The 16,496-nt window shown below is 58.7% G+C and carries 14 protein-coding genes, 2 rRNA genes and 3 pseudogenes (1 of these 19 only partly in view); 8 read left to right on the top strand and 11 right to left on the bottom strand.

From position 1 onward, the window contains the following. Window positions 1-1,745, top strand: a 23S ribosomal RNA gene (locus tag ACYZT0_RS17405); it begins 1,147 nt to the left of the window's first position. 160 nt (window positions 1,746-1,905) lie between these two features. Next, window positions 1,906-2,021 (top strand): 5S ribosomal RNA (gene rrf, locus ACYZT0_RS17400). Between the two features lie 115 nt (window positions 2,022-2,136). Here rrf and ACYZT0_RS17395 read toward each other — a convergent pair. Continuing rightward, complete coding sequence (locus ACYZT0_RS17395) at window positions 2,137-2,421, bottom strand: hypothetical protein (protein ID WP_462046658.1); 285 nt, start codon at window positions 2,419-2,421, stop codon at window positions 2,137-2,139. Further along, window positions 2,306-2,704: an LLM class flavin-dependent oxidoreductase gene (locus ACYZT0_RS17390; RefSeq protein WP_462042286.1), complete on the bottom strand. Its 399-nt coding sequence runs from the start codon at window positions 2,702-2,704 to the stop codon at window positions 2,306-2,308. The genes ACYZT0_RS17395 and ACYZT0_RS17390 overlap by 116 nt, the downstream gene beginning before the upstream one ends. Window positions 2,705-3,040: 336 nt before the next feature. On the opposite strand from ACYZT0_RS17390, the gene mrdA reads away from it, so the two are divergent. Next, window positions 3,041-4,933, top strand: a complete 1,893-nt coding sequence (gene mrdA, locus ACYZT0_RS17385) for a penicillin-binding protein 2 (RefSeq protein ID WP_462042285.1) — start codon at window positions 3,041-3,043, stop codon at window positions 4,931-4,933. A gap of 12 nt (window positions 4,934-4,945) precedes the next feature. Here mrdA and ACYZT0_RS17380 read toward each other — a convergent pair. Continuing rightward, a pseudogene (locus ACYZT0_RS17380) lies at window positions 4,946-5,065 on the bottom strand (LysR family transcriptional regulator); the annotation flags it as partial. Then, window positions 5,064-5,357 (bottom strand): annotated as a pseudogene (locus tag ACYZT0_RS17375) (LysR substrate-binding domain-containing protein); the annotation flags it as partial. The pseudogenes ACYZT0_RS17375 and ACYZT0_RS17380, both read right to left, overlap by 2 nt. A 4-nt stretch (window positions 5,358-5,361) precedes the next feature. Here ACYZT0_RS17375 and peaD point away from each other — a divergent pair. Further along, window positions 5,362-5,937 (top strand): annotated as a pseudogene (gene peaD / locus ACYZT0_RS17370) (quinohemoprotein amine dehydrogenase subunit beta); the annotation flags it as partial. Window positions 5,938-5,964: 27 nt separating this feature from the next. On the opposite strand, the gene ACYZT0_RS17365 reads toward peaD, so the two are convergent. Both ACYZT0_RS17365 and ACYZT0_RS17360 read right to left on the bottom strand, forming a co-directional pair. Continuing rightward, window positions 5,965-6,366, bottom strand: a complete 402-nt coding sequence (locus tag ACYZT0_RS17365; RefSeq protein WP_462042284.1) for a lysozyme inhibitor LprI family protein — start codon at window positions 6,364-6,366, stop codon at window positions 5,965-5,967. A 60-nt stretch (window positions 6,367-6,426) separates the two neighbouring features. Then, window positions 6,427-6,825, bottom strand: coding sequence for a GFA family protein (locus tag ACYZT0_RS17360; protein WP_462042283.1), 399 nt, complete (start codon window positions 6,823-6,825; stop codon window positions 6,427-6,429). 221 nt (window positions 6,826-7,046) lie between these two features. Here ACYZT0_RS17360 and ACYZT0_RS17355 point away from each other — a divergent pair, with 221 nt between their 5' ends. Further along, complete coding sequence (locus ACYZT0_RS17355; protein ID WP_462042282.1) at window positions 7,047-7,535, top strand: SRPBCC family protein; 489 nt, start codon at window positions 7,047-7,049, stop codon at window positions 7,533-7,535. A gap of 598 nt (window positions 7,536-8,133) precedes the next feature. On the opposite strand, the gene inhA is transcribed toward ACYZT0_RS17355, so the two are convergent. After that, the gene (gene inhA / locus ACYZT0_RS17350; protein ID WP_462042281.1) at window positions 8,134-8,829 is read right to left on the bottom strand and encodes an isonitrile hydratase; all 696 of its coding nucleotides are present in this window, start codon (window positions 8,827-8,829) and stop codon (window positions 8,134-8,136) included. 89 nt (window positions 8,830-8,918) lie between these two features. On the opposite strand from inhA, the gene ACYZT0_RS17345 reads away from it, so the two are divergent. Continuing rightward, entirely contained in the window at window positions 8,919-9,902 is a 984-nt protein-coding gene (locus ACYZT0_RS17345) for a GlxA family transcriptional regulator (RefSeq protein WP_462042280.1), read from the top strand. On the opposite strand, the gene ACYZT0_RS17340 is transcribed toward ACYZT0_RS17345, so the two are convergent. The 4 genes from ACYZT0_RS17340 to ACYZT0_RS17325 all read right to left on the bottom strand — a co-directional run bounded on the left by ACYZT0_RS17340 (window position 9,871) and on the right by ACYZT0_RS17325 (window position 13,994). Further along, window positions 9,871-10,773, bottom strand: coding sequence for an alpha/beta fold hydrolase (locus ACYZT0_RS17340; RefSeq protein ID WP_462042279.1), 903 nt, complete (start codon window positions 10,771-10,773; stop codon window positions 9,871-9,873). The two genes, ACYZT0_RS17345 and ACYZT0_RS17340, sit on opposite strands and share 32 nt — an antisense overlap. A gap of 34 nt (window positions 10,774-10,807) precedes the next feature. Continuing rightward, window positions 10,808-11,197, bottom strand: a complete 390-nt coding sequence (locus ACYZT0_RS17335; RefSeq protein ID WP_462042278.1) for a hypothetical protein — start codon at window positions 11,195-11,197, stop codon at window positions 10,808-10,810. Window positions 11,198-11,374: 177 nt separating this feature from the next. Continuing rightward, entirely contained in the window at window positions 11,375-13,201 is a 1,827-nt protein-coding gene (locus ACYZT0_RS17330; RefSeq protein ID WP_462042277.1) for a glycoside hydrolase family 15 protein, read from the bottom strand. Continuing rightward, a complete protein-coding gene (locus ACYZT0_RS17325) occupies window positions 13,194-13,994 on the bottom strand; it encodes an SDR family oxidoreductase (RefSeq protein WP_462042276.1) in 801 nt (266 codons plus the stop codon). The genes ACYZT0_RS17330 and ACYZT0_RS17325 overlap by 8 nt, the downstream gene beginning before the upstream one ends. A 320-nt stretch (window positions 13,995-14,314) precedes the next feature. On the opposite strand from ACYZT0_RS17325, the gene ACYZT0_RS17320 reads away from it, so the two are divergent. Together ACYZT0_RS17320 and ACYZT0_RS17315 are read left to right on the top strand one after the other, a co-directional pair. Then, window positions 14,315-15,487: an MFS transporter gene (locus ACYZT0_RS17320; protein ID WP_462042275.1), complete on the top strand. Its 1,173-nt coding sequence runs from the start codon at window positions 14,315-14,317 to the stop codon at window positions 15,485-15,487. Between the two features lie 198 nt (window positions 15,488-15,685). Then, on the top strand, window positions 15,686-16,420 hold the full coding sequence (locus ACYZT0_RS17315) for a thioesterase II family protein (RefSeq protein ID WP_462042274.1): 735 nt from the start codon (window positions 15,686-15,688) through the stop codon (window positions 16,418-16,420). Window positions 16,421-16,496 lie beyond the last annotated feature (76 nt).

The following is a 16,496-nucleotide window of genomic DNA, read 5'->3' as shown; positions in this document are numbered from 1 at the left end:
AGCTACGGGTATCACTTAGGTGATGCGGTAGAGGAGCGTTCTGTAAGCCTGTGAAGGTGAGTTGAGAAGCTTGCTGGAGGTATCAGAAGTGCGAATGCTGACATGAGTAACGACAATGGGTGTGAAAAACACCCACGCCGAAAGACCAAGGTTTCCTGCGCAACGTTAATCGACGCAGGGTTAGTCGGTCCCTAAGGCGAGGCTGAAAAGCGTAGTCGATGGAAAACAGGTTAATATTCCTGTACTTCTGGTTATTGCGATGGAGGGACGGAGAAGGCTAGGCCAGCTTGGCGTTGGTTGTCCAAGTTTAAGGTGGTAGGCTGGAATCTTAGGTAAATCCGGGATTCTAAGGCCGAGAGCTGATGACGAGTTACCCTTTGGGTGACGAAGTGGTTGATGCCATGCTTCCAAGAAAAGCTTCTAAGCTTCAGGTAACCAGGAACCGTACCCCAAACCGACACAGGTGGTTGGGTAGAGAATACCAAGGCGCTTGAGAGAACTCGGGTGAAGGAACTAGGCAAAATGGCACCGTAACTTCGGGAGAAGGTGCGCCGGTGAGGGTGAAGCATTTACTGCGTAAGCCCATGCCGGTCGAAGATACCAGGCCGCTGCGACTGTTTATTAAAAACACAGCACTCTGCAAACACGAAAGTGGACGTATAGGGTGTGACGCCTGCCCGGTGCCGGAAGGTTAATTGATGGGGTTAGCTAACGCGAAGCTCTTGATCGAAGCCCCGGTAAACGGCGGCCGTAACTATAACGGTCCTAAGGTAGCGAAATTCCTTGTCGGGTAAGTTCCGACCTGCACGAATGGCGTAACGATGGCGGCGCTGTCTCCACCCGAGACTCAGTGAAATTGAAATCGCTGTGAAGATGCAGTGTATCCGCGGCTAGACGGAAAGACCCCGTGAACCTTTACTATAGCTTTGCACTGGACTTTGAATTTGCTTGTGTAGGATAGGTGGGAGGCTTTGAAGCGTGGACGCCAGTTCGCGTGGAGCCAACCTTGAAATACCACCCTGGCAACTTTGAGGTTCTAACTCAGGTCCGTTATCCGGATCGAGGACAGTGTATGGTGGGTAGTTTGACTGGGGCGGTCTCCTCCTAAAGAGTAACGGAGGAGTACGAAGGTGCGCTCAGACCGGTCGGAAATCGGTCGTAGAGTATAAAGGCAAAAGCGCGCTTGACTGCGAGACAGACACGTCGAGCAGGTACGAAAGTAGGTCTTAGTGATCCGGTGGTTCTGTATGGAAGGGCCATCGCTCAACGGATAAAAGGTACTCCGGGGATAACAGGCTGATACCGCCCAAGAGTTCATATCGACGGCGGTGTTTGGCACCTCGATGTCGGCTCATCACATCCTGGGGCTGAAGCCGGTCCCAAGGGTATGGCTGTTCGCCATTTAAAGTGGTACGCGAGCTGGGTTTAGAACGTCGTGAGACAGTTCGGTCCCTATCTGCCGTGGACGTTTGAGATTTGAGAGGGGCTGCTCCTAGTACGAGAGGACCGGAGTGGACGAACCTCTGGTGTTCCGGTTGTCACGCCAGTGGCATTGCCGGGTAGCTATGTTCGGAATAGATAACCGCTGAAAGCATCTAAGCGGGAAACTAGCCTCAAGATGAGATCTCACTGGGACCTTGAGTCCCCTGAAGGGCCGTCGAAGACTACGACGTTGATAGGTTGGGTGTGTAAGCGCTGTGAGGCGTTGAGCTAACCAATACTAATTGCCCGTGAGGCTTGACCATATAACACCCAAGCAATTTGCTGACCCGAGAGGGCACCAGATTGCGGTGTGTGAAGACGAAACGAACCGAAAGTTCGAGATACTCACAAAACACCAAACTATCGCATACCCATTCGCTGGAGCGTGAACCTGAAAAGGCCCACGACCTGGCTCCCGAATTTCTTGACGACCATAGAGCATTGGAACCACCTGATCCCATCCCGAACTCAGCAGTGAAACGATGCATCGCCGATGGTAGTGTGGGGTTTCCCCATGTGAGAGTAGGTCATCGTCAAGATTAAATTCCGAAACCCCTATCTGCGTATGCAGGTAGGGGTTTTGTTTTGTCCGCAGGAAAGTGGCGTGACGAAAAAGGGATAGTCGACGGACTATCCCTGGTTCCAGCAGCATCGTTAGTGAAACTTCGGCAGCACGTATTCAGCGATCTCGTCAATAACCTCGGCAACCGGTCGTTCGCTACGACGCAGATGCAAGCCAACGTGCTGCACACTGGCCTCATGCAACGCCTGAAGCTCATCGATTAAGGCTGCCAGATCCAGGTGCACGAAGCTGATATAGGGTTTATCGCCACCGACCTCCCGCCATAGCCCCACTCGACGACGATGTTCCCCTGGAGTGCCGGGGTAGGCGAGCCAGCCGCCCATATTGGCCAATCCACGCCGGGGATTGCTGCCCAAGACCCGCAACCAGCAATGGCACTGGCAGATCTCGCTGCGGTAACACGCGAGCACCTTCCGGCAGGCGACCTTCACCTTGGCTGCGCAACAACTTAACCTTGCCGCGAAAGATCTCCCCCCACTGATCGTAGTCCACACCCAACAACGGATACTCCATCGGTCGGTCGCCACTGGCCACGCCAAGTAGCAAGCGTCCTTCACTCAACTCATCAACACTGTTGACTGCCTTGAGCGTTAACCAAGGCTGACGTAGCAGCAATACAACCGCCGCCGTACCCAGCATGATGTTGTCGGTGATCCCTACCAGGTAGCCAAGGTAGGGAAAGGTTTCGAAGACCTGTGCGGCGTCGCCGAAACCGGGGTCGTAAACCGGGACTCGCGCTCCCGCAGAGCCCGGGAACCAGCCTTGTCAGCCAAGCGTGCCATGGCCGCATTCTTGAGCAAACGCACGAGTCATAAAAATCCGACCGTCATTTTGGCTTTCAAGGACAACCGTTAGAGGAAATCGCACTAAAGTGACCGCACGGTTTTTGGTATGGTGCAGCTCGTTTTTGAACGGACTGATTTTCAAGCCTACGGATCGGCACCCCTCCTTTACAGTCAAAGAGCTGCTGCAGAAATGCCCCAACCGATACCGATCAAGGACCACGAAAAAGAGACGCGCCTGGTCAACAAAAGACTGATGGCTTGCGCCCTGTTCGTTGTTGCCATTACCTGCGCGCTGGTCGTGCGCATGTATGTCCTTCAAGTGGTCGAATTTGACTATCACTCGACGATCTCCGAAAACAACCGCGTCCATGTCCTGCCGATCACCCCAACCCGCGGGCTGATCTACGACCGCAACGGCGTGGTTCTGGCGGATAACCGGCCCAGCTTCAACCTGACCATCACCCGCGAACGCGCCTCCGATGTCAAAGAAGAACTGGATGAGGTGGTCAACCTTCTGCACTTGCCGACGGAAGATCGAACGCTGTTTGACAAGGCAATGAAGCAGGCCCGGCATCCATTCGTGCCGGTCACCTTGTTCTACGAGCTCAGCGAAGAACAAATCGCCGTGTTGGCGGTCAACGAGTTCCGTCTGACGGGGATCGACGTAGAGCCACAATTCGTTCGCCACTACCCGATGGGCGCACACTTTGCGCATTCGATTGGCTACGTCGGCCGCATCAACGAGAAAGAATCCAAAGCCCTGGACACGGTGGAATACCGTGGCACTCAATCCATCGGCAAGACCGGCGTCGAAAAATTCTACGAGTCGCAGTTGCACGGCCAGGTGGGTTACGAAGAAGTCGAAACCAACGCTCAGGGCCGGGTCCTGCGGATACTCAAGCACACCGATCCGATCCCCGGCAAAAACATTGTACTGAGCCTCGACGTCAAGCTTCAGGAAGCCGCCGAGGAGGCCTTGGGCGACCGTCGCGGTTCGGTGGTGGCTCTCGATCCGTCGACCGGTGAAGTGCTCGCGATGGTCAGCAAGCCAAGCTTCGACCCGAACCTGTTCGTCACCGGGATCAGCTTCAAGGAGTACGCGGCGCTGCACGACTCCATCGACCGGCCGTTGTTCAACCGCGTACTGCGCGGCCTCTACGCGCCGGGTTCGACCATCAAGCCGGAAGTGGCCATAGCTGGCCTGGACGCCGGCGTCGTCACCCCACAGACCCGCGTCTTCGACCCTGGTTACTACCAGCTGCCGGACTTCGATCATAAATACCGTAACTGGAACCACAGCGGCGATGGCTGGGTGGACATGGATGCGGCGATCATGCGCTCAAACGACACCTACTTCTACGACCTGGCGCACAAGCTGGGCATCGACCGACTGCATGACTACATGGCCATGTTCGGCCTCGGCGAGAAAGTCTCGCTGGACATGTTCGAAGAGTCTGCCGGCCTGATGCCATCGCAAGCCTGGAAGCGCGCCACGCGCCGTCAGGCATGGTTTCCGGGTGAAACCGTAATCCTCGGCATTGGCCAGGGCTACATGCAGGTCACGCCGCTGCAGCTCGCCCAAGCCACAGCGCTGATCGCCAACAAAGGTGTCTGGAATCGCCCGCACCTGGCCAAGACCGTGGACGGTGTTGCACCAGTGGATGAGCACCCGATGCCAAACATCCTGTTGAAAGACCCGCGTGACTGGGAGCAGGTCAACCATGGAATGCAAATGGTGATGCACGATGCTCGCGGGATTGCCCGGGCGGCAGCGGCGGGGGCTCAATACCGCATCGCCGGCAAGAGTGGTACCGCGCAAGTGGTGGCGATCAAGCAGGGCGAGCGCTACAACCGGGCGAAAACCCTGGAGCGTAACCGCGACAACGCTTTGTTCGTCGGTTTTGCCCCGGCCGAACATCCGAAGATTGTCATCTCGGTGATGATCGAAAACGGCGAGGCCGGCGGTCGAGTCGCCGGTCCTGTGGTGCGGCAGATCATGGATGCCTGGTTACTCGATCAGGACGGTCACTTGAAGCCGCAATACGCTACACCGAGCAAAGTGCCGGGCGACCCTCACGTCTAAGCGGTCAAAGCTTCACAGCACCGGCTCACGAATACTGAGCATGTACTGGAAGCTTTCGAGAAACACGGCTTTTGCCTGACTCATTTTCTGCACACGACTCCATAACAGCTGGATATCGAAATCCACAACCCCACACCTCGATCAGGTCCTTCGCCAGAATACGGTGCAGTACTGCCACACCCATTCCTCGCCTCACCGATTCGAGCTGAACCGCGAACGAGTTCACGCTGATCTGCGCGCGCTCCAGACCCGCGGCCCTTGCCGCACGCATTTGCGGCAACATGTCCAGCGGAGGAAGCAAGGCAATATTGACCGCAGTGGCCGGAGTCACCCCTGGATACCGCTTCAGATAACCTGCATCAGCGAAGACACCGTAAGCGAGCCTGCCTATTGGTCGATAAATCAGCGACGGCGCGCCCAGATGAACACCAAGGCAATTGACGATCATGCAGAGCGGTGACGACGGCACGCTGTATGTGGCGGGGGCGGACATCTACAAGGTCGATGTAAAAACCGGCAAGTTCGATGTGCTGATCCCCAGACGTCACTGGAAACGGGCAAACTACAGCGCGCCGGACGTGCTCTACGTGTGGAACCAGCAGACCTATCGCCATGACTTCTCGTTGCTCTACACCGCCGCGAAATTCAAGGACAAGAAGCAGGATCCGTTGACCGCCGAGTACCTTTACGGGCTGTTCAGCATCGACCTGAAAACCGGCAAGACCGAAACCACCGACTTCGGCCCTCTGACGGAAATCTACTTCAGCGGCATGCGCTCGCCGAAGGATCCGAACCTGATGTTCGGCGTGCTCAACCGCTTGGCGAAGTACGACATCAAGGGGAAGAAAGTGCTCCAGGCGGCGACGCTGGATCATTCCTACTACTGCATTTCCTTCAACAAGGACGGCAGCAAGATCTACGTGGCGGGGACGTTTAACAATGTGGCGATTTTTGATCCCGAAAGCATGAAGCAGATTGGCAGCATCAAGTTGCCGGGTGGCGATCCTACGAACCTCACTAACAATCGAGTATCAAGATCCGGGCACCGGGCAACTCAAATCCCCCTCCTGACACTTCAAATAATTCTTGAAAGTCTCCACCCGCGCCTTGGTCAACTCAGTCACACAGGTGCTGTAGATCAGCGGATACACACTCCCACCTTCCACCCCGGCGCTCGAGAACTTGCACTCGGCATCGCGAAACGCAATCCACGAACGCTGCGCCCCGATCAGCAGTTTTTTGCTTTCGGGGTTGCTCTTCAAACGCGCGTTGATCTGCTGGTAAAGCGCGTTCAACTCCTTATCCGCCGCCTTGTGCTGCTGCGCCACGCACTGATTCATCGCGGCCTGATCGGCGGCGTTGTCGCAGTCCACAGCATAAGCAGCGGTGGTGAACAGCAGAGGCGTCAGCGCCAGAAGAAAGCGTGGGTGCATAGGGATTCTCGCTTTGACGTGGAAAGTTGAGGTGCAGTGTAGCGCGACGCATTGGCCTGGCTATGCCTGCCATTCAAGGTAATTTTCGATCGACTCGTAGTTGAGCCACGGCACATCATGTGACGTCCAGATATGGGCCTGCGGCGTCATTTTAGGATCATCGTCCAGGGTTGCCACACGAACAATGACGTGGGGTTGGGCCAAGCGCTCCGCCATCAAATGTGAACCGCATACCGAACAGAAATGCCGAAGCTTGCCCGGCGAAGATTCATAGCTGCTCAGATGGTCCTGACCTTTGGTCCAGCGAAAATGTTCGCGCATGACCCCGGCTGTCGAGGCGAATGCCCCAGCATGTGCTTTTCGGCAGGTTTGACAGTGACAATGACTGATGGGCATGTCGAGACAATCGAGTTCGTATTCGATGGCTTTACACAAACAGCTGCCATGAAGGCTATTCATGATGTTTCCCTGAGAGCGTGAGTGAGTGTGGGGCTAATCTTCTTGTCTGGTTTGCAAACGTTAGCAGCTTCAATCCGCTGACTCTTTTCTTCAAACCGGTGCTCAGGGGCAGAAATGCCGCCGGATATTTCGTACAGGGTTGATTGCGATACCCGATTGATACAACTATAGGGTTGGTCTTGTGGTCTTACAGGCCTACTGTTCAGTACAGGAGGTGACTTATGAATCCAGCATCAGATCGCATCGAAAGGAAGATCCTGCTCAAAACGCCGCGTTCGCAGGTCTGGCGCGTGCTGGCCAATGCCGAAGCCTTCGGGCAGTGGTTTGGCGTGGCGCTGGAAGGCAAGCGTTTTGTCGCCGGTGAATGGACCCAGGGGCAGATTACGTATCCCGGATATGAGCACTTGCTGTGGAATGCGCTGGTGGAGCGGGTCGAGCCGGAACGAGTGTTTTCGTTTCGCTGGCACCCGTATGCCGTGGAGCCGGAAGTCGATTACTCCCAGGAGCCCACCACGCTGGTGAAGTTCGAGCTCGAAGACATGGATGAAGGCACGTTGCTCAAGGTCACCGAGTCCGGTTTCGATCACATTCCTCAGGCGCGCCGGCTCAAGGCGTTTCGCATGGACAGCCGCGGTTGGGATGAACAGATGAACAACATCGAAGAGTTTCTCAAAGTCAGTGCCAAGGAACGCGAGCGCCAGGAAGAGTGATGGCTGTTCGAACCTAATTGCGACGTATGCTGCCGAAGGTCAGCTGCAGGCCGCTGAACTCGCGGCCTCTATGAATAAAGCCTGACCGGTCTAAGGGTTTTCGGAAGGGCTGTTATAGCGAATGTCTTACACGCGATGGTAGCTATGTCGACTATTGCCGATTGGATCCTAAGCGTAATCTAGCTTCATCAACCGAAGCACAGGAGGTGCTCGGGATCACGGATGATCGACCATAAGCAAGGAATCGCTACCGACAGGGAGTCGTAATGGTCTTGGAAAAACCCGCTTCGGCGGGTTTTTTTTCGCCTGTCGAAAATGCCCCTGGCAGCTGCTAACAGGGGAGGGCTTCATGGCTGAATGGTCAATGGCTTACACCAGAGCGCTGGTATGTCGTCTTTTGATGCGTCGCCGATGTGTTTAATCTGGGTCTATCAACTGAGTCGCAGGATGCACTCAGGATCACGGATGATCGACCATAGGCCCGGATGGCTGCTGACAGGATGTCGCAATGGTCTTGAGAAACCCGCTTAGGCGGGTTTTTTTGTGGGCAATGGAAAGTCCTCGATGCAGCCGGGCGCTGGCAGCACCGAGGAACGGATCAACGTACTGACGCCCGATCAAGCTTCGCCGCAACACGCTCGGTAATTTCCGAGCGCAATTTCAACGATCCGGCAGCACGTTTCCGTGCTTCCTCCAGCACGCTGACCGGCGCTGTCTCAGGACTGCCTGAAGTAAACGGCGGCGCCGGAGCATATTCCAACTGCAACTGCACCAGCTCTGCCGTGTCCTTATCGAACAACTCCGCGGCCAGCGTCAGGGCAAAATCGATGCCCGCCGTGATCCCGCCACCGGTCAGCAGATTGCCGTCGCGCACCACTCGATCCTTCACCGGGATCGCACCCAAAGGCGCCAGCAATTCGTGATAGGCCCAATGAGTGGTGGCGCGTTTGCCCTTTAGCAGACCCGCCGCGCCGAGCACCAGCGCGCCGGTGCAGACCGACGTGATGTAACGCGCGTTGGCGGCCTGAACTTTGATGAAGGCCAGCGTCTCTTCATCCTCCATCAACGGCCCGACGCCGCTGCCGCCGGGGATGCAGATCACATCCAGCGGCGGGCAATCGTCGAACGTGGTGGTCGGTTTCAGCACCAGGCCCGTGCTCGCGGTGACCGGCATCAGGTCCTTCCAGATCAAATGCACCTTCACGTCCGGCAGCGAGGCCAGTACGTCGTAAGGGCCGGTGAGGTCCAGTTGCTGAACCTGTGGAAACAACAGAAAACCGATCTGCAACGTCATGGCATTTTTCTCATGTGGGGGTAGACGCCTTCACTTTAGGCTCGTAGGATTTGGCGTATACGCCAATAACCCCACGAATTACGCCAATCATGCCGAAAACCATTCACGTACTTGCCTTTGCCCATGTGCAATTGCTCGACGTCACCGGGCCGTTGCAGGTGTTCGCCTCGGCCAACGATATTGCTCGCCAGAAAGGCTTGCCGCCGCCTTACGCGCCGACGGTGATTGCCAGCGGCGGCGGGGCGGTCATGTCGTCGGCGGGGCTGGCGCTGCTCGCCGAACCGTTGCCCGAGCAGGGCAGTGACACGTTGATCATTGCCGGTGGCTGGGGTGTTTACGACGCGGCGCAAGACCTACCGTTGGTGGCGTGGGTGCGTGAGCATGCGACGGGGTGTCGGCGGGTGTCGTCGGTGTGCACCGGGGCATTTTTGCTGGCGGCCAGCGGCTGGCTCGATGGCCGGCGGGTGGTCACTCACTGGACGCGTTGCGAGCAGTTGGCGCAAGAGCATCCGCGGCTGCAGGTTGAACCTAATCCGATTTTCATCAATGACGGCCCGGTCTGGACCTCGGCCGGGGTCACCGCTGGCATCGACCTTGCGCTGGCGATGGTTGAAGAAGATCTTGGCCGCACGATGGCCATGGAAGTCGCCCGGCAACTGGTGGTGTTCCTGAAACGGCCCGGCGGCCAGTCGCAGTTCAGCGTGACCCTCTCTTTGCAAAAGGAGGGCAACCGTTTCGACGAACTTCACGCCTGGATCAGTGAAAACCTCACAAAGGATTTGGGCATCCCGACCCTGGCCTTGCAGGCGGGCATGAGCGAACGCAGCTTCGTGCGTCACTACCGCGCCGACACCGGCCAGACGCCAGCCCGGGCCATCGAACTGATTCGGGTCGAGACCGCCAGACGTTTGCTCAGCGACACCGGTGTGCCGATCAAGCGGCTGGCGGTGCAATGTGGATTCGGTAGCGAAGAGACGCTTCGGCGCAGTTTTCTGCGGGCCATGGGCGTGACCCCGCAGGCCTATCGCGAGCGTTTCAGCGTCAGCCCTCCAGCAGATCCAGTAACGCTCTGACCGTCGCCTCGGGCGCTTCTTCGGGAATGTTATGCCCGACGCCCGCCAGCACTCGCCGCTCATAACGCCCGGTGAAATGGGCGATGTCTTCGTCGATCCCCAGTGCCGGTCCAACGCCATCGTCAGCGCCGCACAGGGAAATCGTCGGTACGCTGATCGGCGGCTGTCGGGTCAGCGCTTCTTCAATCCACTCCAGCGCCGGGTCGCCGGGTGCGTACTTGAACCGATGGCGGTAGGAGTGAATCACCACATCGACGAAATCCGGATTATCGAAGGCCGGTGCGCTTAACGGGTACAACTCAGGGCCTTTGCTCCAGGTGGGTGACCACAACGTCCAGAGCAATTCGCACAAGGCTCGGCGATTTTTCGTCAGGCCTTCGACGCCGCGTGGTGTGTGGAAGTAGTACTGATACCAGAGGCGGTGCTCGGTTTGCGGGTCCAACGGTTCGGTGGAATGGGGAATGTTCTGAAGGTTGTAACCGTCGCCGGTCACCAGGCAACGAACCCGCTCGGGCCATAGCGCCGCCACGATGCACGCCGCCCGACCGCCCCAGTCGTAGCCGCACAGGGCGGCTTGTTGAATGGCGAGGCCGTCCATCAAATCCAGCAAATCCTGGGCGAGCGCGGCTTGTTGTCCGGAGCGCAGGGTGTCGGAGTTGTTGAAACGGGTCGGGCCGTAACCGCGCAGGTAGGGGACGATGACGCGGTAGCCCTTTGCGGCGAGGGCTGGGGCGATTTCGTCGTAGGCGCGCGGGGAGTAGGGGAAACCGTGGAGGAGGATGACGGGGTCGCCGGTTGTGCGGCCGTGTTCTTCGTAGGCGAGAGACAAGCTTGGAGTTTTGGTGAAGTGGATCCGCGCTTCATTGTTCATTCGACACTCCAGAGAGGTTGTTCTTGCGGATTTCCTAGACTTCGATTTCCGCCACCTGATTAAAGTACTTTGACCGATCCGGCGTAAACGTCACCACCATTTTTGTCCGCGAACAGGTCAACGCCCGTTCTTCACTCAGATCGATATCCAGATCTTCCCCGCGCAACCCCTGCCACTGAGCGAGGTATTTGAGGGATCCGTATTTTTCGAGTTTTCTCAGGCTCCGGCTGACGCCACCTTTCCAGCCCAGCACCGGCAGTTCGCCGGCAAGGCATCGTTGGGCGAGTTCGGGGAAGCGGGCGGCACGTTGGCGGCCGATCTCCCAGCATTTGATCAGGCCTTTGTCGTGGGCTTCCCACAATTCGTCGCGGTTCAGGCCGGACCTGAGTGGGGTGTCAATGCTGCGGTGGATGCGCTGGGTCATTCTGGTTCCTTGAATTCGGGTTTTGTTGGACAGCTCCGCTGTACCCGTTGACGGTGGATGGTAGGGGGGGATGTAACGGCTGGCAACAAAGGATTTTCGGGGGGTGGAGGCGGGTTTTGTTTATGAAATGTAAGGCTTTGGCCTACACACAACCTGTGGCAAGGGGGCGACTCGGTCTCAAGGCTGCCAGAAATTCTTCTCCCCATTCAGTTTCCGATCCAGAAAACTCGCCGCACTGATCAGCGCCAAATGCGTCAGCGCTTGCGGCGTATTCCCCAGATGCCGCGCATGGCTGTCGAACTCTTCGGCGTATAACCCCAGCGGGTTGGCGTACCTCAGCAGCTGTTCAAATTCCAGATGCGCCTTTTCCACCTGGCCGGCGCGGGCCAAACATTCGACGTACCAGAACGAGCACGCGGCGAATGCACCTTCGGTGCCGTCGAGGCCGTCTATTCGAGCGTCGTCATTGCGATAGCGGTAAACCATTCCATCGCGCACCAGATTCTTTTCGATAGCGTCGAGGGTCGCGAGCCAGCGCGGATCCTTGGCGCTGACGAAGCGCACCAGCGGCATCAGCAGCATTGAGCCGTCGAGGGCGGTGCCGCCGATGTGCTGGACGAAGTGCCCGCGTTCTTCGTTCCAGAAGTTTTCCCAAATGTCGGCGTAGATCGCCTGTCGGGTCTGGTCCCAGCGGGCGAACGGGGCGGGCAGTGAGCGTTTGGAAGCCAGGCGAATGGCCCGGTCCAATGCGACCCAGCACATCAGTCGCGAGTGCAGGAAGTGATGTTGTTCGCCGCGCATTTCCCAGATCCCGACGTCCTTTTGCTCCCAGGTTTCGCAGACCTGATCGACCACTTCCACAGCGTGTTTCCAGCCTTCATGGGAGATGGCGTCGCCGTACTTGTTGACCAGGTACACCGCGTCCATCAACTCGCCGAAGATGTCGAGCTGGATCTGGTCGTAAGCCTGATTGCCGATCCGTACCGGTGTTGCCCCGCCATGGCCAGAGAGGTGCGAGAGTTCGGTCTCCGGCAATTCCTGGCGGCCGTCGATGGCGTAGAGAATGTTGAGTTTCATCGATTTACCGTGGCAATCGCTGACTCGCCCGCGCAACCAACTCATGTAGGCGTTGGCTTCCTCGACGAAGCCCAGGCGCATGAACGCGTAGACGGTGAACGAGGCGTCGCGGATCCACGTGTAGCGGTAGTCCCAGTTGCGCTCGCCGCCAGGCGTTTCCGGCAGGCCGAAGGTCGCGGCGGCGAGGATTGCGCCATGCTTGCGCGAGGTCAGTAGCTTCAGCGCCAGGGCCGAACGATTGACCATCTCCCGCCAGCGGCCGCGGTAGTTGGATTGGCCGATCCAGTCACGCCAGAACTTCAGGGTCCGCTCCAGGCATATCGTGGCGGCGCCTTCCTTGAACCGCGGGTCGTCGATACCGCCCAGCATGAATTCGGCGCTCTGGTCCTGTTCAAGGGTGAATTCGGCGACCGCCGCATGGCCGTCGATACGTAAAACCTGGTCCGAAGACAGGCGCAGGGACGGCTGATCGGCGGCCTCGAAAGTCACGTCCTCTTCATCCATGCGCGCGCGGGTCTTGGCGCGAGCGTAGTCATGACGCACGGCGCAGCGCATGTGAAACGTTGCCTGGCCGCTGACCACACGCACCCGGCGCATCAGCACCGGCGTGTCATCTTCGTTGTCGCCGATGGGCAGCAGATCGGTGACTTCGACGACTGCGCGGTCGCTGAGCCATCGGGTTTGCAGCACATTGGTGTCGGGCAGGTAAATCTGTTCACGGCGAGCGTCGGGTAAATCCGGGGACAATTGGAAAATCCCGGCCTCAGGCGTGTCCAGCAGCGAGCAGAAGATCGATGGGCTATCGAATTCGGGCCAGCAGAAAAAATCCACGCTGCCCTTGTCGTTGACCAGTGCCGCGCTGCGCATGTCGCCGATGATGCCATGGGCATCGATAGCGCTTTGTTTTTCGGGATGATGATCAGCCATTGCCGCGAAACTCCGGATAAAGGCTCATGCCGCCGTCGATGAACAGGGTGGTACCGACAATGTAGTCGGAGGCATCGGAGGCGAGGAAGACCACCCCGTTGGCGATATCCTCGACATCGCCAACGCGGCCATAAGGAATGAGTTTGAGCAGTTCCTGCTCGTGCTCGCCTTCGGTGGCGGCGCGGTTGATCGCCGTGCGAATGGCGCCCGGCGCGATGCCGTTGATGCGGATCCGCTGGTGGCTGACTTCCTGGGCGAGGGTTTGCATCAGCATGTCCACGCCGCCCTTGGACGCGGCGTAATTGACGCGACCGGCCCAGGGAATGCGCTGGTGCACCGAACTCATGTGAATGATCTTGCCCGCGGCCCGCGAGACGCCTTCGCGAATGCCTTGTTGGTTGAAAATTCGCAGGGCGGCGCGGGCGCAGAGGAACTGGCCGGTGAGGTTGACGCCGATCACCTGGTTCCAGTCGTCGAGGCTCATGCCCACCGCCGGTGCGTCTTTCTGCAGGCCTGAGTTGGCGACCAGAATGTCCAGAAAACCGAAGGCTTCGAGGGTTTGTGCAAATAACCGTTCGACGTCTTCTTCTTTGGAGACATCGGCGCCAATGGCGATGGCTCGACCGCCTTCAGCATTGATCGTCCGGGCGAGCTCCTCCGCGGGGGCGGCCTGGGAATTGTAGTTGATCACCACGGCGGCACCGGCGGCGGCCAGGGCCTTGGCAGCGCCTGCGCCGATGCCGGAACTGGCGCCGGTGATCAGGGCGACTTGTTGGTCGAGGGAAATCTGCATGAAGGTTAAGGCCTTGAGTCGAGGGCTTAATTAGCTGACTGGCGTGCGATGGCGAGAGTTCACGTCGAACCATGAAAGTTTCGTCAGCTGATTGCCTGGCCGCCTGATCGTTCCCACGCTCTGCGTGGGAATGCCTCACCGGACGCTCCGCGTCCATTCGGGACGCAGAGCGTCCCAGGCTGCATTCCCACGCGGAGCGTGGGAACGATCAAAAACGATCAGGTCTAGGGGGGACAGCCTTCACATTCAACCAACAATTAGCCGCTTTCCCCTCGCTCAGCGTTTGTGGCAACTTGCAGGCCCTTGTTGAGACCCGAACCATGGCAAACCCCTACCGCGAACTATTCAACGCCCCCGGCAGCCGAGCGTTCGTGCTGGCCGGCATGATCGCGCGCATGCCGATTTCCATGACCGGCATCGGCCTGATCACCATGCTCTCGCAATTGCAGGGTGGTTACGGATTGGCTGGTGCGGTGGCGGCGACGTTTGCCCTGGCCACGGCGTTTTGCGCGCCGCAGGTTTCGCGGTTGGTGGACCGTTTCGGGCAGCGGCGGATCTTGCCGGTATCGGCGCTGATCGGTGGCGGGGCGTTGTTGCTGGTGTTGCTTTGCACTCGCTTGCAGGCGCCGCAGTGGACGTTGTTTTTGTTCGCAGCGCTGGCCGGTTGCATGCCGAGCATGTCGGCTATGGTGCGGGCACGCTGGACCGAGGTGTATCGCGGCAAGCCCGAACTGCAAACTGCCTATGCCCTGGAGTCGGTGCTGGACGAAGTCTGCTTTATTGTCGGGCCGCCACTGTCGGTGGGGTTGTGCGTGGCGGCGTTTCCCGAAGCCGGGCCATTGGCGGCGTTACTGATGCTGGCGATCGGGGTCACGGCGTTTGTGCTGCAACGTAACACCGAGCCGGCGATTCATCCTCATGAAGAACATCATCAAGGTTCGATCATTCGTTCTGGCGAGATTCAGTTGCTGATGCTGTTGATGGTCGCGATGGGCACTATCGTCGGCGTGGTGGACGTGGTCAGCGTGGCGTTCGCCCAGCAGCAGGGCCAGCCGGCGGCGGCGAGCATTGTGCTGTCGGTGTATGCCATCGGTTCCTGCCTGGCGGGATTGGCGTTCGGGGCGTTGCGCTCGAAAGTGCCGCTGCCGCGACTGTTTCTTTACGGCGGAGTGGCGACGGCGGTGACCACGTTGCCGTTGCTGCTGGCGACGAACATTCTCGGGCTGTCGCTGGCGGTGTTCGTCGCCGGGTTGTTCTTTGCGCCGACGCTGATTGTTGCGATGGCGTTGGTGGAGCGCATCGTGCCGCCGGCCAAACTCACTGAAGGCCTGACCTGGCTGGTGACCGGGTTGAGCATCGGCGTGGCGATCGGCGCGGCCAGTTCCGGGTGGCTGGCGGATGCGTTCGGGGCGCGTAGCGGGTTCTGGGTGGCGATTGTGGCTGGCGCCGTGGTGCTCGGTTCGGCAGTCCAAAGCTTCCGCCACCTTAAATAGGCATTCGTTCAGTGACATTCGCGGCGTCTCTTTCGCGGGCAAGTCGGATCGCCGCCCGCTCGCTCCTACAGGCTCAAACCGGACCGTAGGAGCGAGCGGGCGGCGATCCGACTTGCCCGCGAAGGCGTCTTCAGAGACGACTAATTCCCCGCGGCGCTCATCCGTTCTCTTAACAGACAACTTTTCGAGGTAAGCCCGGTGACCCAGCTGACATTGCTCTGCCTGCCCTATTCGGGCGCGAGCGCCATGGTCTACAGCCGCTGGCGGCGCAAACTGCCGGAGTGGCTCAAGCTGCAACCCGTGGAACTTCCGGGGCGTGGCGCCCGGTTTGGCGAACCCTTGCACACCGACATGCGGCGCTTGGCGCTGCAACTCGCACAGGAACAAAAAGCCTCGCTCAAGGCGCCGTACGCGCTGTTCGGCCATAGCCTTGGCGCGTTGCTGGCCTGTGAGATGGCCCATGCGTTTCGCTCGCTGGGCTGTCCGGAACCGGTGGCGCTGTTTGCGTCGGGCACCGCCGCACCGACCCTGCGTGCCGACTACGATCGCGGTTTCGCCGAGCCTAAAACCGATTCCGAATTGATTGAGCAATTGCGCACCCTCAACGGCACCAGTGAAGAGGTGCTAGCCAATGAAGAGCTGATGAGCCTGACGCTGCCGGTGCTGCGCGCGGACTTTCTATTGTGCGGACGTTTCGACCCGCAGCAGCGCCCGTTGCTCAAGTGCCCGATCCATGTGCTCGGCGGCAAGGCCGACCGCGCCACCACCGAGCAGCTGATCGGCTGGAGCAAGGAAACCCGTGGCAGTTTCTCGGTGGACATGCTCGCAGGCGGTCATTTCTTCATCCATGAGCACGAGGCCAAGGTGTTGCGGGTGATCAAGGATCAGCTTGAGGTTCATCATCGGCGGCATGCCATGGCCGCCAGCGCCTGACACGGTCTCCCCTCGTTTACCTCCTTTCTGATACTTGTTCTCATTCGCTAATTTTTCCGGTCTGCATTCGTTTTAT

Source organism: Pseudomonas sp. ZS1P83 (genome assembly GCF_054897825.1).
This window is presented reverse-complemented; position numbering and strand designations above follow the sequence as displayed.